Origin of the sequence: Sphaerisporangium sp. NPDC005289, from assembly GCF_040607455.1 — a bacterium.
Classification (GTDB): domain Bacteria; phylum Actinomycetota; class Actinomycetes; order Streptosporangiales; family Streptosporangiaceae; genus Sphaerisporangium; species Sphaerisporangium rhizosphaerae.
The window spans coordinates 164,113-186,613 of record NZ_JBEXGS010000005.1; the positions used below are offsets into that span (position 1 = coordinate 164,113).

General features: G+C 71.0%; 23 protein-coding genes and 1 pseudogene. 13 read left to right on the plus strand and 11 right to left on the minus strand.

Going from position 1 to position 22,501, the window contains the following annotated elements; all coding sequences use genetic code 11:
* Positions 1–366: 366 nt before the first annotated feature.
* On the plus strand, positions 367–834 hold the full coding sequence (locus ABZT47_RS11465; protein WP_354839126.1) for a hypothetical protein: 468 nt from the start codon (positions 367–369) through the stop codon (positions 832–834).
* On the opposite strand, the gene ABZT47_RS11470 is transcribed toward ABZT47_RS11465, so the two are convergent.
* Entirely contained in the window at positions 831–2,723 is a 1,893-nt protein-coding gene (locus tag ABZT47_RS11470; RefSeq protein WP_354839129.1) for a DUF6571 family protein, read from the minus strand. The two genes, ABZT47_RS11465 and ABZT47_RS11470, sit on opposite strands and share 4 nt — an antisense overlap.
* A gap of 407 nt (positions 2,724–3,130) precedes the next feature.
* On the opposite strand from ABZT47_RS11470, the gene ABZT47_RS11475 reads away from it, so the two are divergent.
* On the plus strand, positions 3,131–3,517 hold the full coding sequence (locus ABZT47_RS11475; RefSeq protein ID WP_354839132.1) for a VOC family protein: 387 nt from the start codon (positions 3,131–3,133) through the stop codon (positions 3,515–3,517).
* Between the two features lie 92 nt (positions 3,518–3,609).
* Here the strand turns inward: ABZT47_RS11475 and ABZT47_RS11480 are convergent, their stop codons facing one another.
* Positions 3,610–4,374 carry a DUF2786 domain-containing protein gene (locus ABZT47_RS11480; RefSeq protein ID WP_354839135.1) on the minus strand — a complete coding sequence of 255 codons (765 nt, stop codon included), beginning with the start codon at positions 4,372–4,374 and terminating at the stop codon, positions 3,610–3,612.
* A gap of 548 nt (positions 4,375–4,922) precedes the next feature.
* On the opposite strand from ABZT47_RS11480, the gene ABZT47_RS11485 reads away from it, so the two are divergent.
* The 3 genes and pseudogenes from ABZT47_RS11485 (at position 4,923) to ABZT47_RS11495 (ending at position 8,495) form a co-directional block, all read left to right on the plus strand.
* Positions 4,923–5,078: a hypothetical protein gene (locus ABZT47_RS11485; protein ID WP_354839138.1), complete on the plus strand. Its 156-nt coding sequence runs from the start codon at positions 4,923–4,925 to the stop codon at positions 5,076–5,078.
* A gap of 370 nt (positions 5,079–5,448) precedes the next feature.
* Positions 5,449–6,600 (plus strand): annotated as a pseudogene (locus ABZT47_RS11490) (CoA transferase); the annotation flags it as partial.
* Positions 6,601–6,812: 212 nt separating this feature from the next.
* Positions 6,813–8,495 (plus strand): carboxyl transferase domain-containing protein, encoded by a 1,683-nt coding sequence (locus ABZT47_RS11495; protein WP_354839141.1) that lies wholly within the window; start codon positions 6,813–6,815, stop codon positions 8,493–8,495.
* Between the two features lie 112 nt (positions 8,496–8,607).
* Here the strand turns inward: ABZT47_RS11495 and ABZT47_RS11500 are convergent, their stop codons facing one another.
* Genes ABZT47_RS11500 through ABZT47_RS11525 form a run of 6 tightly spaced genes read right to left on the minus strand, consistent with a single transcriptional unit; the run spans position 8,608 to position 13,080 of the window.
* Entirely contained in the window at positions 8,608–9,822 is a 1,215-nt protein-coding gene (locus tag ABZT47_RS11500; protein ID WP_354839144.1) for a hypothetical protein, read from the minus strand.
* Positions 9,815–10,327, minus strand: coding sequence for a SigE family RNA polymerase sigma factor (locus ABZT47_RS11505; protein WP_354839147.1), 513 nt, complete (start codon positions 10,325–10,327; stop codon positions 9,815–9,817). The genes ABZT47_RS11500 and ABZT47_RS11505 overlap by 8 nt, the downstream gene beginning before the upstream one ends.
* Positions 10,324–10,752, minus strand: a complete 429-nt coding sequence (locus tag ABZT47_RS11510; RefSeq protein WP_354839150.1) for a hypothetical protein — start codon at positions 10,750–10,752, stop codon at positions 10,324–10,326. Before ABZT47_RS11510 ends, ABZT47_RS11505 begins: the two co-directional genes overlap by 4 nt.
* The gene (locus ABZT47_RS11515) at positions 10,749–11,207 is read right to left on the minus strand and encodes a hypothetical protein (RefSeq protein ID WP_354839153.1); all 459 of its coding nucleotides are present in this window, start codon (positions 11,205–11,207) and stop codon (positions 10,749–10,751) included. Before ABZT47_RS11515 ends, ABZT47_RS11510 begins: the two co-directional genes overlap by 4 nt.
* A 10-nt stretch (positions 11,208–11,217) precedes the next feature.
* Positions 11,218–12,051, minus strand: coding sequence for a carbon-nitrogen hydrolase family protein (locus ABZT47_RS11520; protein ID WP_354839156.1), 834 nt, complete (start codon positions 12,049–12,051; stop codon positions 11,218–11,220).
* A 9-nt stretch (positions 12,052–12,060) separates the two neighbouring features.
* On the minus strand, positions 12,061–13,080 hold the full coding sequence (locus ABZT47_RS11525) for a DUF418 domain-containing protein (protein ID WP_354839159.1): 1,020 nt from the start codon (positions 13,078–13,080) through the stop codon (positions 12,061–12,063).
* 251 nt (positions 13,081–13,331) lie between these two features.
* Here ABZT47_RS11525 and ABZT47_RS11530 point away from each other — a divergent pair, with 251 nt between their 5' ends.
* From ABZT47_RS11530 to ABZT47_RS11540, 3 genes are all read left to right on the plus strand, one after another.
* Positions 13,332–14,504 (plus strand): pyridoxal phosphate-dependent aminotransferase, encoded by a 1,173-nt coding sequence (locus tag ABZT47_RS11530; RefSeq protein ID WP_354839162.1) that lies wholly within the window; start codon positions 13,332–13,334, stop codon positions 14,502–14,504.
* A gap of 89 nt (positions 14,505–14,593) precedes the next feature.
* On the plus strand, positions 14,594–14,791 hold the full coding sequence (locus ABZT47_RS11535) for a ribbon-helix-helix protein, CopG family (protein ID WP_354839165.1): 198 nt from the start codon (positions 14,594–14,596) through the stop codon (positions 14,789–14,791).
* Between the two features lie 25 nt (positions 14,792–14,816).
* Positions 14,817–15,197: a Fic family protein gene (locus tag ABZT47_RS11540; RefSeq protein WP_354839168.1), complete on the plus strand. Its 381-nt coding sequence runs from the start codon at positions 14,817–14,819 to the stop codon at positions 15,195–15,197.
* A gap of 22 nt (positions 15,198–15,219) precedes the next feature.
* Here the strand turns inward: ABZT47_RS11540 and ABZT47_RS11545 are convergent, their stop codons facing one another.
* From ABZT47_RS11545 to ABZT47_RS11555, 3 genes are all read right to left on the minus strand, one after another.
* Positions 15,220–15,558, minus strand: coding sequence for a hypothetical protein (locus ABZT47_RS11545; RefSeq protein ID WP_354839171.1), 339 nt, complete (start codon positions 15,556–15,558; stop codon positions 15,220–15,222).
* 158 nt (positions 15,559–15,716) lie between these two features.
* Positions 15,717–16,829: a ring-opening amidohydrolase gene (locus tag ABZT47_RS11550; protein ID WP_354839174.1), complete on the minus strand. Its 1,113-nt coding sequence runs from the start codon at positions 16,827–16,829 to the stop codon at positions 15,717–15,719.
* 76 nt (positions 16,830–16,905) lie between these two features.
* The gene (locus tag ABZT47_RS11555; protein WP_354839177.1) at positions 16,906–17,814 is read right to left on the minus strand and encodes a carbamate kinase; all 909 of its coding nucleotides are present in this window, start codon (positions 17,812–17,814) and stop codon (positions 16,906–16,908) included.
* A 144-nt stretch (positions 17,815–17,958) separates the two neighbouring features.
* On the opposite strand from ABZT47_RS11555, the gene ABZT47_RS11560 reads away from it, so the two are divergent.
* The 5 genes from ABZT47_RS11560 (at position 17,959) to aroB (ending at position 22,338) form a co-directional block, all read left to right on the plus strand.
* Positions 17,959–18,534 carry an SseB family protein gene (locus ABZT47_RS11560; RefSeq protein ID WP_354839180.1) on the plus strand — a complete coding sequence of 192 codons (576 nt, stop codon included), beginning with the start codon at positions 17,959–17,961 and terminating at the stop codon, positions 18,532–18,534.
* A gap of 47 nt (positions 18,535–18,581) precedes the next feature.
* Complete coding sequence (locus tag ABZT47_RS11565) at positions 18,582–19,397, plus strand: A24 family peptidase (protein ID WP_354839183.1); 816 nt, start codon at positions 18,582–18,584, stop codon at positions 19,395–19,397.
* A 186-nt stretch (positions 19,398–19,583) separates the two neighbouring features.
* Positions 19,584–20,762, plus strand: coding sequence for a chorismate synthase (aroC, locus tag ABZT47_RS11570; RefSeq protein ID WP_354839186.1), 1,179 nt, complete (start codon positions 19,584–19,586; stop codon positions 20,760–20,762).
* A complete protein-coding gene (locus ABZT47_RS11575) occupies positions 20,759–21,265 on the plus strand; it encodes a shikimate kinase (protein ID WP_354839189.1) in 507 nt (168 codons plus the stop codon). The genes aroC and ABZT47_RS11575 overlap by 4 nt, the downstream gene beginning before the upstream one ends.
* A complete protein-coding gene (aroB, locus tag ABZT47_RS11580) occupies positions 21,262–22,338 on the plus strand; it encodes a 3-dehydroquinate synthase (RefSeq protein WP_354839192.1) in 1,077 nt (358 codons plus the stop codon). The genes ABZT47_RS11575 and aroB overlap by 4 nt, the downstream gene beginning before the upstream one ends.
* Positions 22,339–22,501 lie beyond the last annotated feature (163 nt).

The following is a 22,501-nucleotide window of genomic DNA, read 5'->3' on the forward strand; positions in this document are numbered from 1 at the left end:
GGATCGCAACTCAGCCTCCAGCTCGGCCAGGATGTGGTGAACGGCTGTCTTCAGACGCGCCCGCCGCCCATTCAACTCCTCCCCGAACGCCCGAGCCGTAGGCCCAACCCACACGACACGCCCCCCGAACGTGGCACAGGCAGGATCAAGGGCGGTCTCCAGCGCCCGCACATACACCCGCACGGCAGCGAGAGCCGCCTCAAGGTCCCGATGCCGGGGGTTCGGCACCAAGTCGTCGTCGATGGGCAACGCCTGGCTCCTCCTGCGATGAAAGTCTGAGTGAGTATGTGGATACTAGGTGGCGCAGCGGCTCTCACTGAGATTATGTGGGAAGCGACTCGGTCTCGAACAGACGTGGAGGCGAAGATGGTGCAGCGGTCTAGTGACTCGACCCTGCGCCGCAAGTTCGCCGCTGTTGCATTGCTCACACCCCTAGTGCTCACAGCCTGCACGATCGACAAAGGCCCCACCGTTGCCCAGGCCGGACAAACATTGAAAGGACACATTCTTCAATTGTTGCAGGAGCGGCATGCAAGGGATGTGACGATCACGGACCCCGGTGGAAAAAATGTTCCTTGTGGGCATGGCAGGGCCAAACAGACCTTCGCTGTTAGAGCGACAGATATCGATGCTCGCTCTAAGTCGCAACTAGTAAAGGACGGATTGGTCGCTACCCTCAAGCGTGTAGCTCCGTATGAAATCGCTAGCGACGATTTCGATAGCAAGCCTATTCGCTTGGAGAACCAGGATGCCGCTACCGTCCTGTATGTTGGTTCGCCACTAGATGGTCAGATTGATCTGCGGGGTGAGACGCATTGCTTGAAGGTGTCTTAGCCTCCGTCATCCAACTTTAGGGCCCGCTCTGCAACGCGGGTTTTCCGTCCTTCAAGTGTGGTTGCAAACTGGTCGGAAATTTCGCCGAATGACTTCAAGTCTCCACTGCCCATGCCATTATCAATGAACCAGCTGTCGAGGGCGTTCAGTCCATTTTCGCCGGTCGTCAGGATCTCTGAAAATGGTCGAAGCAGTCCTGATTGATTTGCTATTCCTGGATAGCGTGCAGGTGGAATCCGTGGCGCCATTCCGCCTTCCGTAAGCCAGTTCGCTATTGTGTGCTGACGGCCTAGGGTTTCGTCGCGATTCCTTTGCTCGACCTTCTCTCCTTCTTCATTCTCTTCTTTGTAGGTGTCGAATGCAGACCAGCCGCCGCTGAGTAAGGTCCATGCCGTAGCGCCTATCTTCTCGCCGGGGACGAAGATGCCTATGACGCCCAGCATGTTGCCCGATATCGTGCTGAATGTTTTCCCGGCCGCGTCGTCGGCGTCGTCCTTAACTTGGCTGAGCTTCTTCTCGGCGGCGAGTTGCATGCCAGCCGTATTGCCTAGGGCTGCGAAAATCTCATTCACCCGTGCGGGATCCTTGCTTTCCAGCATGGCCGGGACTTCTGCGTGGATCAGCCTACGGGCGAGATTTCCCATACCTTCCCGGAAGGGTGTCTGCGTCTCTGGACTGTCCGCGAAGGTCTTGATGAACTTGTAGGTGTCCTCTGGGCTCAGTCGGAACGTAGGCTTCAGCCCGGGAGTGCGAGAAACTACGTCTACGAATGCGCTGGGAAGCAAGTGGTTCTTGTCGGTTATATCAGACCCTTCAGCTATCTCGGTCACGTACCTACCGGCGATCTCTGCCAGGTGTATGCGAGCGGCCTGGCCGATGCGGAGGTCTCCCATTGTTGTCATGACGGTGAAGGCGAATAGGGCTGCGTCTTTGCTGTGGGTGCCGTCTTTTTCGTCGTGGGCGCCGGAGGCGGCGGCGAGCATGCGGCCGAAGGCGTCTGCCTCGATGTCGGTGGCGTACGGTCCGCTCGTGCGGTCACTCATGCCCTTGAGCCACTTCTTAAGCGCTGACTGGTCGGCGCTGTCGCCTAGAGCCGTTTTGATCGCCAAGCGGGCGGCGGCGGGATTGTTTCCGAGAGCGTACAGATAACCGGTGTGTACGTCGCGCGGTGTCGCCAGTCCTCGCGCTGCCACCACCTGCGCCAGCCACTCGGCAGGGAAGGCTCCCGCTGCCAGGATGAGGCTGGCGCCGAATGTGTCCCTCGGGTCGAGATCCGGACTCCGGAGAGCGTTACTGATCTGCGTCATTCCAGGGAGGCGAGAGCCCGACGAGACCGCGGTGGCGAAAGCTTGGCTTATTGCGCGAATGAGCTCGTCGTCGGGGCGAGGCGGTGCGAGCGTGGCTTCGCCGGGGTCGCCGAGGTGCTCGCGGAGGACTACTGGGAGTTGCAGGGTTTCGTGCACGCCCAGGGCTGCGAAGAACGCGGCGGTGTAGGCGGGGTCGTGGACGTGCTGGGCGAGCGTGTCGAGGACCTTCTGGTATTCCGCCTGGCGGTCCAGGTTGATAAGGCCCTCGCTGGCCTTCTTGTACTGCGTGGCGAGTTCCTGGCCGAGGCGTTGGGCTTCTGCCGTGGGGAGAGCAGGCTTCTCTTCGTAGGGGATGAGGTGCGTCGCCTGGGGAGACCAGTTGGGAAGCTGTGCCGTGTTTCTTGCTGTCTGCACTCGGCGGCGGAGGTCGGGGAGGTGGGTGTCTATCCAGTGTTCTACTTCGGCTATGGGGGTGAGGGAGGTGGCGGGGAGGTCGTTGGCGGCGAATACGCGGCGGATGGCTTCGGTGTGTTCGGCGATGGTGCCTCGGGCGTGGTCGATCTCGGTGATGAAGCCGGTCATCCGATCGGGGTCGATGCCGGTGAAATCGGGTGACAGGGGGCCGGTTCCGGGGGGCACGGGTCCTGTTTCCTGTGTCACGGTCTCGGCCTTTCGACGCCCCGGCAACCTCCGTAACCAACGTAACGCAGCCGGATGTCACGGATGCGTGATCGACGGGAACCGTTCACATGTCGGGCCGGGGCGCACAGTGGGTCAGGCCGAAGCGCGCGGTGGGTCAGGCAGGGGCGCTCGTGGATCGGGCAGGGTCTCGCGAGTCGGGGGAGGTGCTCGTGGGTTGGGGGAGGTGCGTGGTGGGTCAGGGCGGGGGGTTCGGCGAGCCGGGGCGGAGGGGGTTGGGGTGGCTTGCGGGGAGCTGAAGGGTCTGGTTGCGTAGCGCGGTGTGGAGAAGCTCGTCGGGAGGTAGGGGCGTGGCGCACTACAGCAGGGTTTCCAAAGTCGTGATCGACGTCTCCGAGGACGTCCACGACGCCGAACTGAGGTTCTGGGAGGGCGCGGCGGGGGTGACGATGCATGCATTCGAGTCCGAACCTGCGTATCACGGAGCGGATCTGCCGGGGCAGGATGCCTGGCTGCTGATCCAGCGACTGGGGGAGGGGCCGAGCCGGGTGCATCTGGACGTCCACACCGACGACCTGGAGGCGGAGGTCGCGCGGCTGGAGAAGCTCGGGGCGCGGCGGGTCCGCCAGGTCGACGGCAGATGGTGGATCATGGAGGATCCGGCCGGTCTGCCGTTCTGCGTCATCCCCGACGAGCGGACGGACTTCAACGAGGGCAATGCCCGGCGCTGGGACTGACCCCTTTCGTTCGTTCGAGGTGGGACCGCGCCCTTCATCATTCGTTCCTGGTTTCTCCGGAACTTCTCGTGCCGGGCCGCGGCGCCCCGGTTTCAGTGGGGGAGGCGGCCGAGGGGGAGGTCGGGGAGGGCTCGGTCGCTGAGGTCGGCGGTGCGGCCGGCTTGCCGGCCGGTGTGGTAGCCGTCGGCGTCGAGCGTGGTGGCGCGGGCTCGCTTGAGGCCGGGGAAGCGGCGCTGGAACTCGGCCTGGACGAGCGCCGACCGGTCGAGGAGCACGAGTTCGGCGCCGGTGCCCTTCACCTGGTCGGCTATCTCGGCGACCCGGTCGCGGAGTTTGGCCGAGACGCCGGAGCCGAAGCCGACGTAGAAGGCGCGCCGGTAGTCGGACGTCGCGCGGGCGCGTCGGTCCTTGCCCTCGACGCCCGTCAGGTCGCGGGCGGTGAAATGCCGCAGAGCGGGTCTCACCTGGTTCTCCATCTGGAGGGTGATGGACGGGAGCAGTACGCGCAGGCTGTCGAGGACGGGGTCGGGTCCGACGACGGTCATGGTGACGTGCCGCGCGCCACGGATGCCGCGCCCGTGCACACCCGTCCAGTGCTGGGCGCCTTTGCAGCCGAGCGCGTCGCAGATGAGGTGGAGCGCCCAGCAACGCTCCCGCGCGTGGCCGCCTCGGTTGGAGACCTCGAACTCGATGCCGTCGATCTTCTCGGAACGCCCGGTGGCGCCGCGCCGTACCGCGCTGGCGTCCAGCCCGTGCCGTAGCATCAGGGCGGCCGCGTGAGCGGAGGCGAGCGCCGCTTCGTCCTCGCCGGTGTTGGGATGCTCGGCGAGGTCCAGCAGCCGCCGGACCCGCTCCATGATCTTCGCTCTGGACGTCGCGTCAGTGCTGGTCAGCGGGCTCTCCTTCGGTCGTGCGCGACCGTCTCTCGTCGTCGGGCGGCATAGGGCCGTCGCCCCTGCGGGAGCCGTCGCCCCTGCGGAGTCGGCGCTCCTGCGAGCTGGTCCTCCTATGAGAGCCGCGCTCCGCGGTGCCTGTCTGGGCGATGCCAGTGCCCTGCGACGTCGCGACCCGAGTGACCCAGCGACGGTGGCGACCCCGGCGACCTACCAACCTAATGCACGAGCTGGTGGCGGGGCGCGTGGACTCGGCCACCGCCGGGCCGGTGACCACGCGCCGCGCGGCGCGTCGTCCCGGTCGTGATCACCGATGGAGCGACCCCTCGCTCCGAATTGTCGGCGTAAATCCCCAATTGGTCACGCGGGCATCGCCGGATGGTCGTGGCTGTATCCCACAATCGTCATCGCTTGTCCTGTTTTATCGGCTTGCGAGCACAATGCGTGATTGGCGGGGGATGTCGAGGGTAGCCGTTCGAGGGAAACGGCGATCGACAGGCGGTGGTGACACGATGGCATCCATGATGGACCGCATCAAGGAGTACCTGCGCGGCCCGAAGGGGCATGAGCACGTCGAGAAGGTCAAGACGATGGCCAGGGACCCGCAGAACCAGCGCAAACTCCGCGAACTCGTGGACCGCTGGCGTACGCGCAGGACCCACCACTAGGCAGACAAGGCTCGCGAAGCGCCCCCGCGCGGTCGCGAGCTCCTCTTCGGGCGAACCGGGACGATTCTCGGACGAGCCAGACGGTTCTCCCGGGCGGGCCCAGATGTCCTCCCGAACGGGCTGAGACGGTTCCTCCCGAACGGCCTGAGACGGTTCCCCCGGATGGACGGCGGCCGACGCGACGCGACCGGTCGGGACGGGTTCTCCCGGCCGGCGCGCGTAGATCGTCCCGAATGGGACGGTCCAGAGGGATGGCGGGGGTAACCGGCGTGTTTCGGGGCGGCACCTGGGTGTCGGGACGGCGGTGTCACCTGGCAGGCTTGCCTGTGGACGAGAACACGTTCTCCTCACACCCCCGTGGAGGCTGACCTTGCAGGGACCGCTCAGCGACATCGTGGTCCTCGACCTGTCCCGGGCGCTGGCCGGGCCGCACGGAGCGCAGATGCTCGGCGACCTCGGCGCCATGGTGATCAAAGTCGAGCATCCCGACGGCGGCGACGAGTCGCGTGGCTGGGGGCCGCCCTTCGTCGGGCCCGAGGGGGACATCTCCACCTATTTCCTGGCGGCCAACCGCAACAAACGGTCCATCACCCTGGACCTGAAGTCCGAGGAGGGCGCCGCCCTGCTCACCCGGCTCGTGCGGCAGAGCGACGTCCTGGTCGAGAACTTCCGCACCGGCGTGCTGGACCGGCTCGGCTTCTCCGTGGAGCGCCTGCACGAGCTGAGCCCCCGCCTGGTCATCCTGTCGATCACCGGTTTCGGCCACGACGGCCCCGAGGGCGGGCGGCCCGGGTACGACCAGATCGCGCAGGGCGAGGCGGGCCTGATGAGCCTCACCGGCCCTTCGCCCGACGAGCCGTACCGCGTGGGCTCCTCGATCGCCGACCTGCTCGCCGGCATCCACGGCGCGTACGGCGTGCTGGCGGCGCTGTACGAACGCCAGCGGACGGGCGTGGGGAAGGTCGTGCGCACCTCGCTGCTGGCCTCGGTGGTCGGCGTGCACTCCTACCACGGGACGGCGTGGACGGTCGGCGGCAAGGTGCCAGGGGCGAGCGGCAACCACCACGCCTCGATCGCGCCGTACGGGGCGTTCCGCTGCGCCGACGGGGTGATCCAGATCGCGGTCGCCAACGACGCCCAGTGGGGCAGGCTCGCCCCGCTGCTGGGCATCGACCCGGCGACACCGAAATACGCGGTCAACCGGGAGCGGCGTGCCCACCGTGACGAGCTGGTCGCCGACATGGAGGAGGCGCTGGGCGCCCACGACCGGGCGCACTGGCTCGCCGTGCTGAGCGAGGCGGGCGTCCCCGCCGGGGCGGTCCGCACGCTGGACGAGGTCTACGCCTGGAAGCAGACGCGGTCGCAGGAGCTGGTGGTCACCGTGGACCACCCGGTGCTCGGCACCATCGAGCTGCCGGGGTCGCCGCTGCGGTTCGACGGCGCGCCACCCGCCGAGCATCTGCCGCCGCCTTCGCTCGGCCAGGACGACCGGTCGGTCCGCGACTGGCTGGCCGGGCGCGAGGCGCAGGGCGCGACCGCGACCGTCGCGGGGCGACCTGAGAACGGATCGGACCCGGAACAGGGCCTGACTGGGACGGACGTGGTACCGGGCTTGACCGGGACGGACGCGGTACCGAGCGGTCCGAGAGTGGCAGGGGTACCGGACGCGCCGGAGACGTCCGGGAGGCCGGTCCACCTCGCGGATGCGGACAAGCGGGAAGGGTGAGCGGTCCGGTGAGCGGCGTCGCACGCCCCGACGCGTACACGTTGATCCGTATCGTCCTGGACCCCGGGTCGTGGAAGTCGTGGGACGAGCCGACCGTGGATCCCGCGCCCCCCGGCTCGCCGTACGCCGAGGAACTGGCGGCGGCGCGGGCCCGGACGCCCTACGACGAGTCGGTGGTCACCGGGGAGGGGCTGCTGGGCGGCCGCCGCGTGGCCGTCATGGCCTGCGAGTTCTCGTTCCTGGCCGGTTCGATCGGGGTCGCCGCCGCCGAGCGGCTCGTGCGCGCGGTGGAGCGGGCGACGGCGGAGCGGCTGCCGTTGCTGGCCGCGCCGGCGTCGGGCGGCACCCGGATGCAGGAGGGCGCGCTCGCCTTCGTCCAGATGATCAAGATCAGCGCCGCGGTGTCGGCCCACCGCGCCGCCGGTTTGCCCTACATCGTGTATCTCCGCCATCCCACCACGGGCGGGGTGTTCGCCTCGTGGGGATCGCTCGGGCACGTCACCGCCGCCGAGCCGGGCGCGCTCATCGGCTTTCTCGGCCCGCGGGTGTTCGAGTCCCTGCACGGATACCCGTTCCCCGAGGGCGTGCAGGTCGCCGAGAACCTCTTCAAGCACGGCCTGGTCGACGCCGTCGTCTCGGCCGCGAGCGCCCGCGAGGTGGCGATCCGCGCCCTCGCCGTCCTGTGCTCCTTGATGGACACGCGGGACGCGGCCCCCGGCGAACAGCAGCGGAGCCTGCCCCGGCCGCCTCACCACAACGCCACCGCCACCGAGGAAGAAGCTGGCGAGGAAGAACGCGGTGAGGCCGGACGTGGCGAGGACGGACGTGAAGAGGGCGGACGTGGCGAGGGCGGACGTGAAGAGGGCGGACATGGCGAGGGCGGGCCGGCCTGGCGGGTGGAGCCGGAGGACCGGGTCGCCGAGGTCGGCGCCTGGGAGGCGATCAGCCGCTCCCGGCGTGACGACCGTCCCGGCGTGAAGGCCCTGCTCAAGCTCGGCGCCTCGGACGTGACCCCCCTGAACGGCACCGGCGCCGGCGAGAACGATCCCGGCCTGCTGCTCGCCCTGGCCAGGTTCGGCCGGGCGCCCGCCGTGGTGCTCGGCCAGGACCGCCGGCAGAGCGCCGGCCGTCACCTCGGCCCCGCCGGGCTGCGGGTGGCCCGCCGGGGCATGCACCTGGCCGCCGAGCTGGGGCTGCCGCTCGTCACGGTGATCGACACGGCGGGGGCGGCGCTGTCCAGGACGGCTGAGGAGGGCGGCCTGGCAGCCGAGATCGCCCGCGCGCTGACCACCCTGGTGTCGCTGAACACGCCGACCGTGTGCCTGATCCTCGGGGAGGGGGCGGGCGGCGGCGCCCTGGCCTTGCTGCCGACCGACCGCGTCTTGTGCGCCCAGCACGGCTGGCTGTCGCCGCTGTCCCCCGAGGGCGCGTCGGCGATCCTGTACCGGACCATCGACTTCGCGCCCGAGATCGCCAAAGCTCAAGGGGTGCAAGCCCGCGACCTGCGGCGGGACGGCATCGTCGACCGCGTCATCCCGGAGTTCCCGGACGCGGCCTACGAGCCGCAGGCCTTCTGCGAGCGGGTCGGCGCGACGATCGAGCACGAGATCCTCGGCCTGATGGGGAGCCCGCCCGAGGACCGCCTGGCGACCCGCCTGGCCCGCTACCGCTACCTCGGCACTCCAACCTGACCGCCCGCCTCCCTCACCCGCTGTCCGGGCCCGGTCGTCTGGCCGTCACCGCACTCCCCGGGCCGATCGTCGGCCCGTCGGCGCGGTGAACGGCGGCACTGGCGGCCGCCGTTCACCGCGCCGGTGTGGACAGCGGGACACCGGTCCACAGAGGCGGATGGGGAGGCACCTTCTCCCGCCAGATCTCCTTGCCGCGGGCGTCGAAGCCGACGATCGTGTACCCCCCGGTGTAGAGGTCGCTCTCGCGCCCGCTGGGGGCGGAGAACAGGGCAAGACCGCGTCTCCAGGGGTCGCGGGCCGTGGCGGCCCAGATCGGGGCGCCCGTCCCGGCGGTCAGTTCGACCTTGGCCGTCCCCGCGGTGGCCAGGCCGAACCACCGGCCGTGCCCGAAGTGCCAGGAGATGATCCTCGCGGGCGCGCCCGCCGTCGCGCCGGTCCACAGGATCTCCGTCGCGGCGACCATGACCCCGTCGCGCAGCCAGGTGAACGTCCCGTCCGTGTGCAGCCGCGCGGTGAGCCCGCCGGGCAGGTCGACAGGGGGCGTCACGGGGGCCGCGCTCGTCGGGGAGAGCAGGAACGGATCGGGCGTCGTGCGGCCGAGGACCTCGCCGTCGGCGTCGCTGAACTCGAAGGCGCGCACCCGTGCCCGCGCCGGGTAGGTCACCGCCCACACGGCCGCGGGGGCGCCCTTCGGCCGGTAGATCACGCCGGGCAGCCGGGTCCCGTCCGCGGCGATGGCCGACACCTTCCTCACCTTGGAGCGGGCGACGCCGTAGGAGATCACCGTCTCCCCGCGCGACCAGTCGTCCGCCGTGCCGCCGACGTACCAGGCGTACTGGCCGGCGTGGCTAGGGTCGGCGTCCACAGGGCAGCCCGCGTACGTCCTACCGTGCAGAGCTGACTGCATGGCCCAGCAGAGGACGTCGTATCTTGGCGCATTGGACGGCACCGGCTGGTCGAGGCCCTGCTGTTGCGGCTTCCTGCTGAACCAGAGGCGCAGGTACCGGCCGTCGGCGGGGTTGACCAGGATCACCGGGTCGCCGACGGGAGGACTTTGCCGTGACTCGAGGTCGAAGGCGTCCTCGTGCCCCTTGGACGGGACCGCGGTGGTGGTCGCGCGGGTGGTGGGGTCGGACCCGGTGCCTGAGAGCACCAGCGGCACGCCGGCGGCCAGCGCGGCCACCGACAGCGAAGCGGCCGCCAGCGCGGCGAACCTTCTGCGCCGGGCCGTACGCAGGCGCCGCTGGACGCCGATCCACGCGTGCGGACTGGTCTGATAGGTCGAGGCACGGGCGCGCAGGGCCTCGCGGAGGTCGTCGTCAATCATCGTTGCTCTCCCTGAGGGCACGACCGAGGGCCGCGATGGCGCGGCTGGTGTGGCTCTTGACCGAGCCGGGGGACACGCCCATGGCATCGGCGATCTCGCGTTCCGACAGATCGAGCCAGTACCGCAGGACCAGGGCCTCGCGCTGGCGGCGCGGCAGCCGGTCCACGGCGGCGAGCAGGTCGCGGTGGCGTTCGGCGGTCAGGTACGCCTCTTCGCCGCCGCCCTGGGCGGGCGGAGGCTCGAGCCTGCGCAGGCGTACCAGCCGGAGATGGCGTATCCGGTTGCGGGTGAGGTTGCAGACGATCGCGCGGAGGTACGGCAGCGCCGCCGCGTCATCGCGCAGGCGCGCCAGCCGCGGGTGCAGGCGCGCGAAGGCCTCCTGCGCGATGTCCTCGGGATCGTCGGCGCCGAGCAGGCCCGCCAGCCGTACCATCGCCGGATAGTGCGCGGCGAAGATCTCGGCGAATGACGGCCTGCCCGGCGACAGCACGGGCGTTTCTGTCACACTCCAGAGACACTCAAGCCCTGGGCCGGTTGACAGGGGATCGGGACGCGCTCGACGCGGATGGAGTGGACCTCCTCGTGCGGCACGACCACCTCGTAGGCTCCGTGGTCGACCATCCAGTAGCCCAGCGCCTCGGCCTTGAGCCCGCTGTGACCGGTGTAGGCGATGTGCAGGCCGTCGTCGTCCTCGTCGAGGACCACGCACGGCTCGCCGCCGAACGCGCCGACCGTGCGCAGCAGCACCAGCCACTGCAGGTCTTCGCGCCGGACCTGCCGCCGCCAGTACGCGCCGGCGCGCTCGAAGCCCTCGCGCGGCTCCTCGCTGAACAGGATCACGTCGTCGGGGCCGGGGCCGAGGGCGGCCGCGTAGGTCTGGTCGTGCTGGTGGGCGATGAAGCCGAGACCGACGGGTTCGATGTCGGTCATGCGGCCGGCCGCCAGGTCAGGCCGTCGTAGTCGGCGAAGCGCCGCTCGCCGCGGGTGGTCAGGTGACGGATCTCGGCCCCCGCCGGGATGGGCATGGGCGGGGTGTGGAACTGGGGTACCACGTGCTGGCGGGAGGTGGTGAACCCGTTGCCCGCGAAGGGGGGCGAATCGTTCCAATCTCCGCCCATGTGCGGCCCGTAGGGGACGTCGTAGGTGTCGGTGTCGCGTACCAGCCACCGCAGGATGTACAGCTCGGGAACCGAGGGTTCGAGCTCGGACCCTTCGAAGGTCAGGTCGAGCGCGGACACGAGCTGCTCGGGGGAGGTCAGCCGCGAGCAGTCTTGGACGCGGTAGACGTAGCCCGAGATGATCGTGCGCTGGCCCGCGAGGTAGGGCACCAGCAGCCGAGGGGGAATGACCTTTTGCATCTGGGTGCTTGGTGCGGGCTCGCTCACATCCCGCATTTTACGATCTGCCGACCTCGGCGTTCCGCACGGAGCGATAAATATCTGGGCGCCGATGGGAAAGACAGGGCAGCGTGGCCCGCACCCGGTCGGTCTCGGCCGGGTCGATCTCGACCACCTGGACGGCGCCGCGGGGCCCCAGATCGGCGCGGACCACGCCCAGAGGGTCGACGAGCATGCTGCGGCCCACGCCGAAGCCGTCCCTGGCCTCCGGGTCGGGGGCCTGGCCGACGGCGATCGTCCACATGGTGTTCTCGATGGCCCGCGCCCTGACCAGGGTCGCCCAGTGCTCCTCCTTCATCGGGCCCGCGCTCCAGGCGGCGATGACGACGAACGCGTCGGCGCCCTGGTCGACCAGGGCGCGCGCCAGCTCGGGGAAGCGCACGTCGTAGCAGGTGATCAGGCCGAGGCGCAGACCCTCCAGCTCCACGACCACCGGCGTCTCGCCGGGGGCGACCAGGTCGGACTCGCGGGCGCCGAAGGAGTCGAACAGGTGGATCTTGCGGTAGGCGGCCCGCAGCCGCCCGCACCGGTCGAGCGCGACGGTCGTGTTGTGCACGCGCCCGTCGCCGTCGGGGTCCCCGGACTCGAACGTGCCGAGGACGACCGCGATCTCGTGGGCCCGCGCGGCGTCGGCCACGGCGGTCACGAACGGGCCGTCGACCGGCTCGGCGGACTCGGCGATCTCTTTGCCGAACCGGGTCAGCATCGCCTCGGGGAACACCGCGAGCGTCGCGCCGCGCGAGGCGGCCCGGCCGAGAGCGTCGCGGACGCGTTCGAGGTTGGTCTTGGGGTCGACGGACACCGGAAGCTGGCACAGGGCGATGCGGGTCACCCCACAAGCCTAAAGGTCCGGACCCCCGGCTGCCGAGGAGCGCGGGCGGCGGTTGGGGAGCGGCTCCCACCAGGTGACGCACCGCCACGCCCACTCCAGCGGCCCGTACCTGTACCGGGCGGTCCACCAGCGGGCGAAGGCCACCAGCGCCAGGATGGCGACCGCGGACACCACGAGCACGCCCGCGCGGCTGCCGTCCCTGGTGAGCAGCGGGAGCGCCGCCAAAGTGATCAGCGTGCCGGCCACGTACGCGGTGAGCGCGATGCGGCCGAGCGGCTCCAGCGCGGCCGTGAGCCAGGGCAGGCGCCTGGCGGCCAGCAGTAACCCGGTGCAGTACGCCGTGGCCGCGGCCAGACCGGCCAGCGGGTAGACGCTCACGGTGAAGGGGAAGCGGAACGTCGCGGGGTGCGCCCAGAGGTACAGCCACGCCCCGGTGAGCGCGACGGCCAGCGGCACGCTCACCAGGAAGGCCGCGCGCAGCGCGCGGCGCCCGGGGGCGTACGCGATCACGGCCATGCCCAGCAGGAACAGTCCAGGGATCAGCCACACGCCGCCCGCGTGGAACAGGACCGCCCACGACGTGGCGGCGGTCCCGGCGGTGAGCACCGCCCACCTGGGCAGGTAGGAGGCCGGCAGCAGGATGAGCGCGCCGGTCAGGGCGTAGGGGAGCAGCACTTCGCCCGGGCTCAGCGTCCGGTGGAGCAGCCCGAGGACGGCGAGCGCCGACAGCCGGCGGAGCAGCACGAGCCGGGGGTGGGACGTCCGGCGGGCGGCCGAGCGCAGGAACAGGACGAAACTGACGCCGAACAGCAACGAGAAGATCGGGAAGAAGCGGCTCTGCAGGAGGTTCTCGACCAGCCAGTCCGTGGGCGTGGTGGTGGTCCGGTGGACGGCGTCGGAGGTGTGCTGCCAGGTGTTGACCAGCGTGATCCCGCAGACGGCGAGGCCGCGCAGCACGTCCAGCTCCCGGATCCGGGCGGGGGCCGGTTCCCGGCGCTCTTCGGCATAGCGGACAAACCTGGCGACCACCTCAGCAGGCTAACGCCGCTGCGTCACCCGCGTCTTTCGGTGTGTGCGGATTTTCCGCCTGACATTACTTATTTCGGTATTTGTCCGCCTTTGACGGCGAAGCGGTGGGGTGTGGGGGTCGTGAAGTGGTTGGTCGCTGGCCGGTGGCCGGTGGCCGGTGGTCGATTCGGTCGATGGGGTTCGCGAACGCCTCCGGTGGGTGGGGGCGGAGGGTTCGGTGCGGGGAAGGGCGGCTGGGTAGGCTTGCCGGCGTGAACGAGCCACTGGTCGCCCGCATGCGCGAGTTCGGCACGACGATCTTCTCGGAGATGACGGCGCTCGCCGTGCGCACCGGGTCGATCAACCTGGGACAGGGCTTCCCCGACACCGACGGTCCCTCCTCCATGCTCGAACACGCCGTGACGGCGATCAGGGGAGGGCTGAACCAGTACCCGCCCGGCCCCGGGATGCCCGAGTTGCGGCAGGCCGTCGCCGAGCACCGCAAGCAGCACTACGGCCTGCTGTACGAGCCGGACGGCGAGATCCTGGTCACCGTCGGCGCCACCGAGGCGCTCGCGGCGTCGGTCCTCGCGCTGTGCGAGGCGGGTGACGAGGTCATCCTGTTCGAGCCGTACTACGACTCCTACGCCGCGGCCGTCGCGCTCGCCGGCGCGGTGCGCCGGACGGTGGCCCTGCGCCCTGCGGGGGACAGGTTCACCTTCGACCCCGACGAACTGCGCGCGGCCGTGGGCCCGCGCACCCGGGCGATCCTCGTCAACTCCCCGCACAACCCCACCGGCACCGTCTTCACCCGCGACGAGCTGGCGCTGGTCGCCGCCGTCTGCCAGGAGCACGACCTCATCGCGATCACCGACGAGGTCTACGAGCACCTGACCTTCGACGGCGTGGAACACGTGCCGATGGCCACGCTCCCGGGCATGCGCGAGCGCACCGTCATGATCTCCTCGGCCGGAAAGACGTTCTCGGCGACCGGATGGAAGATCGGCTGGGTGTGCGGTCCCCCGGAGCTGGTCGCGGCCGTCCAGTCGGTCAAGCAGTTCCTCACCTTCACCTCCGGCGCTCCGTGGCAGGTCGCGGTCGCCCACGCCCTGCGCGAGGAGCTCGGCTGGGTCGCCGGAGCGCGCGACGCGCTCGCCGCCAAGCGCGACCGGCTCATGGCGGGGTTGTCGGCGGCGGGCTTCGGCGTCTACCGGCCGGCGGGGACGTACTTCGTGCAGACCGACATCCGGCCGCTCGGCTTCACCGACGGGGCCGAGCTGGCCAGGCGGCTGCCCGAGCTGGCGGGCGTCGTCGCCGTCCCGACCCAGGTGTTCTACGACCACCCCGAGCTCGGCAGGCATTTCCTGCGCTTCGCCTTCTGCAAGAAGGACGAGATCATCGACGAGGCCGTCATGCGGCTGGCCCGCCTGGGACGGGCCGAGTAAAAAGCACTGACACCCGGTGTAAATGGTCATACACTCACCGTGTCCAAGCGTGACGCCGACACCGGATGCGTACCGTGGAGGTATTGGCCATGACGCTCAGCCTCAGTGAGGAGCAGACCGAGGCCCTGCGCCGGCGCGCGGAGAAGGAGGGGCGCAGCCTCCAGCAGGTCGTGCAGTCGGCCGTCGAGGAGTACATCGCCCGGCACGATGCCGACGAGGAGGTCCGCCGCCTGGGCCTCGCGGCGGCGAGCCGCTGGCGTTCGGTCCTCGACCGGCTCGCCGAATGACCGGCCACACCCCACCGGCGCGCGGGTGACGCGCTACCTGACCATGGAGCAGGTGGTGGATCTGGCACGGGTGACGCTCGGTGCTCCGCCTCGCCTGCGTGACATCGGGCTGCTCGACTCGGCCGTGCACCGGCCGCAGGCGTCCATGTTCGGCCACGAGGCCTACTCGCACGTGCTGGTCAAGGCGGCGGCACTGCTGCACTCGCTGGCCGTCCACCATCCCTTCGAGCGTGGCGCGCGGCAGGTCGCCTGGGTCTGCACCGTGGTCTTCCTCGCCTGCAACGGCGTCGAGGTTTACAGCGATGACGACGCGGTCCACGACCTGGTCACCTCCGTGGCCTCCGGCGCGTTCACCGAGGTGGACGAGATCGCCCAGGTCCTGTGGGGGTTCGCCGTACCGTTGTGAGGCGGCGCGCCCGGCCCAGTGGTCAGCCTCGCCGGCGGTTGGTGATCTTGCTCAGCGCGTAGGCCACGTTCACCGCGGCGATGAGCGCGAACAATAGGAGAAGGGCGGGGCCGGGCGACGGGATGCGGGCCACGATCGCGGCCAGCGGGATCGACATGGCCAGCGACCCGAGGCCCAGGGCCATCTGTGCCCAGTCGGGCCTCTGACGCTTGGCCGGGGTCGCGGCGAGCCGCGCGTCGATCACCGCGTTGACGCGGTCGACGAGCGACTCGGCGAGCTCGAGTTCGTACTGTGGGCCGAGCTCGCGGCGGGCGGCCATGGCGGCGGCGACTTCATCGCGCTCTAATCCCTGAGACTCCACGGCCCGATTCTGCCCTGTACGTCGGCCTCGTGGTGATATCCGGCGCAACGAATGTTCCCGGATGCTCGCCCCCGGTGCCCGGATCAGATCGGTGCCTCGCCGTCAGGCGACGGGGCGCACCCACCGGGAGGCGCTCACCTCCATCCTCACCTGCATCCTCACTGTCGGCCGAGGTCGGCGATGGCGGCGACGGGGCCGCCGCCAGAGGGGCCCTGGTGGACGGCGGCGACGGACACGAAGACGGCCGGGTCGCCGGTGACACTGGCCGCGACGCCGCCGACGGTGGCCTTGATCTGCCGGTGCCAGTGCACGTCGGAGTCGTCGAGCATGATGTTCCTGCGTCCGCGCACCCGGCCACTGGGGTCGGCCTCGCACTTCATGAACACGTTGACGAGCCGGTCGCCGAGGTCGCTCGGGTGCGGCCGGTCGGGCAGGTCGATGCCGCTGCCACGGATCGCCTCCCAGATCCCGTCGGCGTCGAGCGCGTCCTTCATCACGCTGTGCCCGATGCGGTAACGCCCGCCGATCCCGCGCACGTTGCCGACGACGACGATCTGGGCGCGGTCGAGTTCGACGCCGGAGGAGCACGAGGCGACGCTGGAGTACAGCGAGAGGTCCTTGTGGATCTGCCCGGCCGTGGGCATCTCGATCTCGCCGAGGGCGACGGCGATGCCCAGGGCGGTCGTGGAGTTGGAGATGTCCATGGAGGGGCCGGTGTCCTCGATCACGACCTCCTGGCCGCGCGACTTGGCCTCGGTGATCGTGGCGAGGGTGAGCAGCGGGGTCTTGGTCTGCACGTAGTGGACGTCGGCCGGATCCTCGATGCCCGCGATCTTCATGGCCTCGCGCACGCCGGCGGCGACCTTCTCCACCATCGCCGGGCGGCCGATGTCCTCGGGGAGGATGACCTCGCTCATGGCCACGCCGACGGAGACGCGCGGCTCGTCCGACGGCTCCACCGTGGACGGGTCGAGCGACGCGAAGATCGTGGCGTGCGGGCTGAGCACCCCGTCGGTGCCGCCGGACCACACCAGGGGCACCTGCGCGACCTCCTCCGGAGTCCGGGTGCCCTTGGCGATCAGCACCTCGCGGAACGCGCGGTCGGCCAGGATTCGGGTGTAGTCGTTGACACCGCCGTTCCCCTCGGTCTTGCCGATCACGGCGAGCACCCGGTCGGCGTCGATCACCCCGTCGTCGATGAGCCTCTCCAGCCCGGAGGCGTCGGTGACGCTCTCGATGGTGACCTTGCGCACCTCGATCGGATCCGGCATATCTCCTACCCTTCGGTCGTTCGCTCCGCTACGTCGGTCCATCTTCCCCACCGGCCGCGGCGTCGACCGGTCCGGCTCACCGGCCGACCACCGTGCCGGCGGCACCAATCAGCGCCTCGCCGAGGTGCTCCAGGGAGGTGATCACGGACCGGCCGCCGGCCTCGGCGAACCGTAGCGCGGCCTCCACCTTGGGTCCCATGCTGCCGCTCGCGAAGTGCCCCGCCGCCTGCAACTCGCGCAGCTCGGCGACGGTGGTGCGGCCGATGGGGCGGGCTTGGCCGGTTCCGTACCCCACGACGGCGGCGGGCACGTCGGTGGCCACGACCAGCACGGTCGCCCGTACGGCGCCCGCGAGCACCACCGCGGCCGCGTCCTTGTCGACGACGGCCTCGACGCCTTTGAGCGAGCCGTCGGCCTGACGGGCGACGGGCACCCCGCCGCCTCCGGCGACCACGACGGTGTACCCGGCGTCCATCAGGGCCAGGGCGGCGGGCGCGTCGAGGATCTCCAGCGGTTCCGGCGAGGCCACGACGCGCCGGAAGCCCCTGCCGGGGAACGCGCGCCAGGTCTGCCCGAACTGCTCGAACCTGCGCGCCTCGGCCTCGGTGAAGTACCTGCCGATCGGCTTGACGGGCGCGGCGAACGCGGGGTCGGCGAGGTCGACCAGGGTCCGGGACACCACGACGGCCGCCGGGTGGCCCAGGGCGTTGAGGATGAGCACCCCGATCGTGGCCTGGGTCTGCGCGCCGCACCAGTCGAGCGGGACGGGGGGCACGACCTCGGCGGCGAGCTGGTTCTTCAGCAGCAGGTTGCCGACCTGGGGACCGTTGCCGTGGGTCAGGACGACCTGGTGGCCGCCGGCGATGAGCGCGGACACCTGCGCCATGGCCCGCTCGATGGCCCGGCGCTGGTCGAGCGGGGAGGCGCTGCCGTCGGGCGCGGTCATCGCGTTGCCGCCGAGAGCGATCAGGACGCGTTCACCCACAGCCCGAAGCTATCGAGAGCAGTACGTCCCCCTCATTGGCGACATCTGCCCACGAAGAGCCGTCCCTTCGGATACATCCGCCGATTCAGCCGCCCTGTGGCCGCGTACCGGGGAGGGGAGAGGGGGTGGGTAGGCTCGTGAGTCGTGCCGAGCATTCCGCAGCCCCTGGTCCCCGACGACGACGGCGGCGCAGACGCGTCCGTGACGGCGGCGCTGGCCGCCTTCGCCGCGGGTACGGGGGACGCGGCCGCGGTGGCGTCCGCGCTGAGCACCGCGCGCCTGCTGGTCCCGGTGGTCGCGCTTCTGACGCGGGCCGAGGTCGGCGAGCACGGGCTCAAGCAGGAGAAAGAGAGCGAGATGGCGCTGCCGGTGCTGGTCGGCGCCGACGGCAGGAAGGCCGTCCCCGCCTTCACCGGCGTCGCGTCGCTCCAGTTGTGGCGCGCCGACGCCCGGCCCATCCAGGCGGCGACGCCCCAGGTCTGCCGGGCCGCGCTGAGCGAGGACGCCGCCGCCGTGATGGTCGACGTCGCGGGGCCGGTGCCGTTCGCGATCGAGGGCGGCCTGCTGCACGCCCTGGCGTCCATCGGCCGGATGCCGGCGGGGGACGACGCTTTGGAACCGATGCTGCGGGAGCTGTCCCGGCACGCCGAGGTGACGGTGGCCCGCGTCCCCGAGCGCAGACGCGGCCTGCTGCCCCGCCTGCGCCGACACGCGAGATGACCGCCGTTTCGCGGGAGAGGCGACCGCCGGGGCACTAAGGTCGGCGGGTGAGCCTCATCGTCGCCGAGGCCGCGCTCGCGGGTCTGCTCGCCGGAGCCTACGTCCGCGTCCTGGCCGGCGCTTTCACCCCTGCCGCCACCCGACCTGACGACGAGTCCCGCTTGCACGACGAGTTCGGACCTGACGACCAGGCCGGACCTGACGACGAGTCCCGACCTGACGCCCAGGCCGGACCTGACGACCGAACCGGGCCTCACGATCAGGCCGGGTACCAGGGGCCGGGGCGTGGGGCGTATTGGGCGGAGGGGCGGGAGGCGTTCCGGCGGGTGGTGCGGGCCGCGCCCGTGCCCGCGTGGCCGCCGGTGGTCGAGGCGGCGGTGGCGGCCGTGGTCGGGCTGGTCGTGTGGCGGCTGGAGGGCGATGGCCTGGTCGCCGCCTGGTTGTACATGGCCCTGGTGGGCTGCGCGCTCGCGGTGATCGACTGGCGGACCCAGCGGCTGCCCGACGTGCTGACCCTGCCCTCGTACCCGATCGTCGCCGCCCTGCTGGTCCCCACGGGACGGCTGGGGGACGCGCTGCTGGGCGGTCTCGCCCTGGCCGGCGCCTACGCCGTGCTGTGGTTCGCCCGCCCGGCCTCGCTCGGGCTGGGCGATGTGAAGCTCGCGGGCCTCGCCGGGATGCTCACCGGCGCCCTCGGCTGGGACGCCTGGCTCGCGGGCGCGATCGCCGGGCAGTTCCTCGGAGCCCTGTACGCCGTCGGCCTGCTCGCGACCCGCCGCGGCACGCTGAAGAGCCAGTTCCCCCTGGGGCCGTTCATCCTGCTCGGCACCCTCACCGCCCTGCTGGTCTCACCGTCCCCCTGACCGGCGCGTGGCCATGGCGGGCGGTGGGCTGTGGCGGCGCCTGGTCTCGCGTCCCTCTGACCGGTACGTGGTCCATGGTGGAGGGTGGGTGCGGCGTGCCTGGTCCCGCCGGTCCGTGAGCGGCGCGTGATCACATGGTGGACGGCGGGGTGAGGGCAGTGGGCCGTGCATGGAAGACTTGTCATCATGTTGCGCTGGTTGACCGCAGGTGAGTCCCACGGCCCTGAACTCGTCGCGATTCTGGAAGGGATGCCCGCCGGAGTGGCGGTCACGACCGCCGACGTCGAGCAGGCCCTGGCGCGGCGCCGCCTCGGGTACGGCCGCGGCGCGCGCATGAAGTTCGAGCAGGACGAGGTGACCATCGTCGGCGGCCTGCGCCACGGCCGCACGCTCGGCAGCCCCGTGGCGATCAGGGTCGGCAACAGCGAGTGGCCCAAGTGGGAGACGGTGATGGCGGCCGATCCGGTCGATCCCGACCTGCTGGCCGCCCAGGCCCGCAACGCGCCGCTGTCGCGTCCGCGTCCCGGGCACGCCGATCTGTCGGGCATGCAGAAGTACGGCTTCGACGACGCCCGTCCCATCCTCGACCGGGCCAGCGCCCGCGAGACGGCCGCCCGGGTGGCCCTCGGCCAGGTCGCCCGCAACTTCCTCAAGCAGGCGCTCGGCGTCGACATCGTCAGCCACGTGGTGTCCATCGGCACGGCCGACGCGCCGGACGGCATGATCCCCATGCCCGGCGATCTGGCCGCCGTGGACGAAAGTCCGGTGCGCTGCCTGGACGCCGAGGCGGGCGCGGCGATGATCGCAGAGATCGACACGGCCAAGAGGGACGGCGACACGCTCGGCGGGGTCGTCGAGGTGATCGCGTACGGGCTGCCGCCCGGGCTCGGCAGCTACGTCCACTGGGACCGCCGCCTGGACTCGCGCCTGGCCGGGGCGCTCATGGGCATCCAGGCGATCAAGGGGGTGGCGGTCGGGGACGGCTTCGCGACCGCGCGCCGCCGGGGCTCGCAGGCCCACGACGAGATCGAGAACACCGCCGAGGGTGTGCGCCGCATCACCAACCGGGCGGGCGGCGTCGAGGGCGGCATGACCAACGGCGAGCCGCTGCGGGTGCGCGCCGCCATGAAGCCGATCTCCACGGTGCCCCGCGCGCTGTCGACGGTGGACGTGCGCACCGGCGAGGCCGCCAAGGCCATCAACCAGCGGTCCGACGTGTGCGCGGTCCCCGCCGCCGGTATCGTCGCTGAGGCGATGGTCGCGCTGGTGCTCGCCGACGCGGCCGTCGAGAAGTTCGGTGGCGACTCCGTGGAGGAGGTCGCCCGCAACCTTTCCGGCTACCTGTCGTCGATGGTGATCAAGTGACCTCTCCCAGAGCTGTGCTCATCGGCCCGCCCGGGTCGGGCAAGTCCACCATCGGCCGCCTGCTGGCCGGCCGCCTGGGCGCCGGCTTCCGCGACACCGACGAGGACGTCGAGGCCGTGGCCGGCAAGCCCGTCTCCGACGTCTTCGTCGAGGACGGCGAGGAGCGGTTCCGCGAGCTGGAGGCCGAGGCCGTGCGCCGGGCGCTCGCCGAGCACGACGGCGTGCTGTCGCTCGGCGGCGGCGCCATCCTGCGCGAGGCGACCCGGGAGCTCCTGGCGGGGCACCCCGTGGTCTACCTGCAGGTCGGCCTGGCCGACGCCGTCCAGCGCGTCGGCCTGGCGCAGGCCCGCCCGCTGCTGGTGCTCAACCCGCGCAGTCAGCTCAAGCGGCTGATGGAGGAACGCCGCCCGGTCTACGAGCGGCTCGCCTCGCTCATCGTGGCCACCGACGGCCGCACGCCCGAAGAGATCACCGACGAGATCGTCAAGGGGCTGCCGGCATGACGAGCACCCGCATCACGGTCAAGGGCGAGCGCCCTTACGAGGTGGTCGTCGGCACGGGGGTGCTCGCCGAGCTGCCCGGCCTGCTGGGCGACGGCGTCGGCACGGTCGCGGTGGTGCATCCGGCCGGCCTTCCCGAGATCGCCCGCCCGGTCTGCGGCGCCCTGTCCACGGCCGGGCACACGGTCGTGCCGCTGCCCGTCCCCGACGGCGAGCGCGCCAAGTCGGTCGACGTGGCCGCCGAGCTGTGGTCGGCGTTCGGCCGGCACGGGATCACCCGCACGGACGCCGTCGTCGGCGTCGGCGGAGGGGCGACCACCGACCTGGCCGGGTTCGTCGCGGCCACCTGGCTGCGCGGCGTCAAGGTCGTGCAGGTGCCCACCACCCTGCTCGGCATGGTGGACGCCGCGGTGGGCGGCAAGACCGGCATCAACACCCCCGAGGGCAAGAACCTCGTCGGCTCCTTCCACCCGCCGGCCGGGGTGCTGTGCGATCTGGCGACGCTGGTGTCGGTGCCCCGGGAGGACTACGTCGCCGGTCTCGCCGAGATCATCAAGGGCGGCTTCATCGCCGACCCGGAGATCCTGCTGCTGGTCGAGGACGACCCCGAGGGCGCGCGGACGCCCGAGGGCCGGCACACCCGCGAGCTGATCGAGCGCAAGGTGCAGGTCAAGGCGGACGTCGTGGGGGCCGACCTGCGCGAGTCGGGCGTGCGCGAGATCCTCAACTACGGCCACACGCTGGCCCACGCCATCGAACGCGTCGAGGACTACCGCATGCGGCACGGCGAGGCCGTGTCCATCGGCATGGTCTACGCCGCCGAGCTGTCGCGGCTGGCCGGGCACGCGCCTGTGGGGCTGGTCGAGCGCACCCGCTCGATCCTCGCCTCGGTGGGGCTGCCGACGGCCTACCGCTCAGAGGTGTGGTCCCAGCTGCGCGACCACATGCGGGTCGACAAGAAGAACCGCGGGGCCCGGCAGCGCTTCGTGATCCTGGACGAGGTGGCCGAGGTCACCCGCCTGGAGGATCCTTCGGAGGAGCTGCTGGAGGCCGCGTTCCGCGAGATCGCGCGATGACGGCGGGCACGCGGACGACACGCTCGGAGCGTCGCTCGGCCCAGGACGGCGGGGTCCGCGCCGAATGTCACTCCGCCGTGGACGGCGGGGTCCGCGTTGAGCGTCGCTCGACGGGGGACGGCGGCGTCCGCGCGGAGGGTCGCTCGGCCGGGGTTCGCGGGGA

Coding starts and splice junctions, on each gene's coding strand:
- ABZT47_RS11465 (WP_354839126.1), top strand. CDS start 367: ATGGTGCAGCGGTCTAGTGACTCGACCCTGCGCCGCAAGTTCGCCGCT.
- ABZT47_RS11470 (WP_354839129.1), bottom strand. CDS start 2,723: ATGACCGGCTTCATCACCGAGATCGACCACGCCCGAGGCACCATCGCC.
- ABZT47_RS11480 (WP_354839135.1), bottom strand. CDS start 4,374: ATGGAGCGGGTCCGGCGGCTGCTGGACCTCGCCGAGCATCCCAACACC.
- ABZT47_RS11485 (WP_354839138.1), top strand. CDS start 4,923: ATGGCATCCATGATGGACCGCATCAAGGAGTACCTGCGCGGCCCGAAG.
- ABZT47_RS11500 (WP_354839144.1), bottom strand. CDS start 9,822: ATGATTGACGACGACCTCCGCGAGGCCCTGCGCGCCCGTGCCTCGACC.
- ABZT47_RS11510 (WP_354839150.1), bottom strand. CDS start 10,752: ATGACCGACATCGAACCCGTCGGTCTCGGCTTCATCGCCCACCAGCAC.
- ABZT47_RS11535 (WP_354839165.1), top strand. CDS start 14,594: ATGACGCTCAGCCTCAGTGAGGAGCAGACCGAGGCCCTGCGCCGGCGC.
- ABZT47_RS11550 (WP_354839174.1), bottom strand. CDS start 16,829: ATGCCGGATCCGATCGAGGTGCGCAAGGTCACCATCGAGAGCGTCACC.
- aroC (WP_354839186.1), top strand. CDS start 19,584: ATGTTGCGCTGGTTGACCGCAGGTGAGTCCCACGGCCCTGAACTCGTC.
- aroB (WP_354839192.1), top strand. CDS start 21,262: ATGACGAGCACCCGCATCACGGTCAAGGGCGAGCGCCCTTACGAGGTG.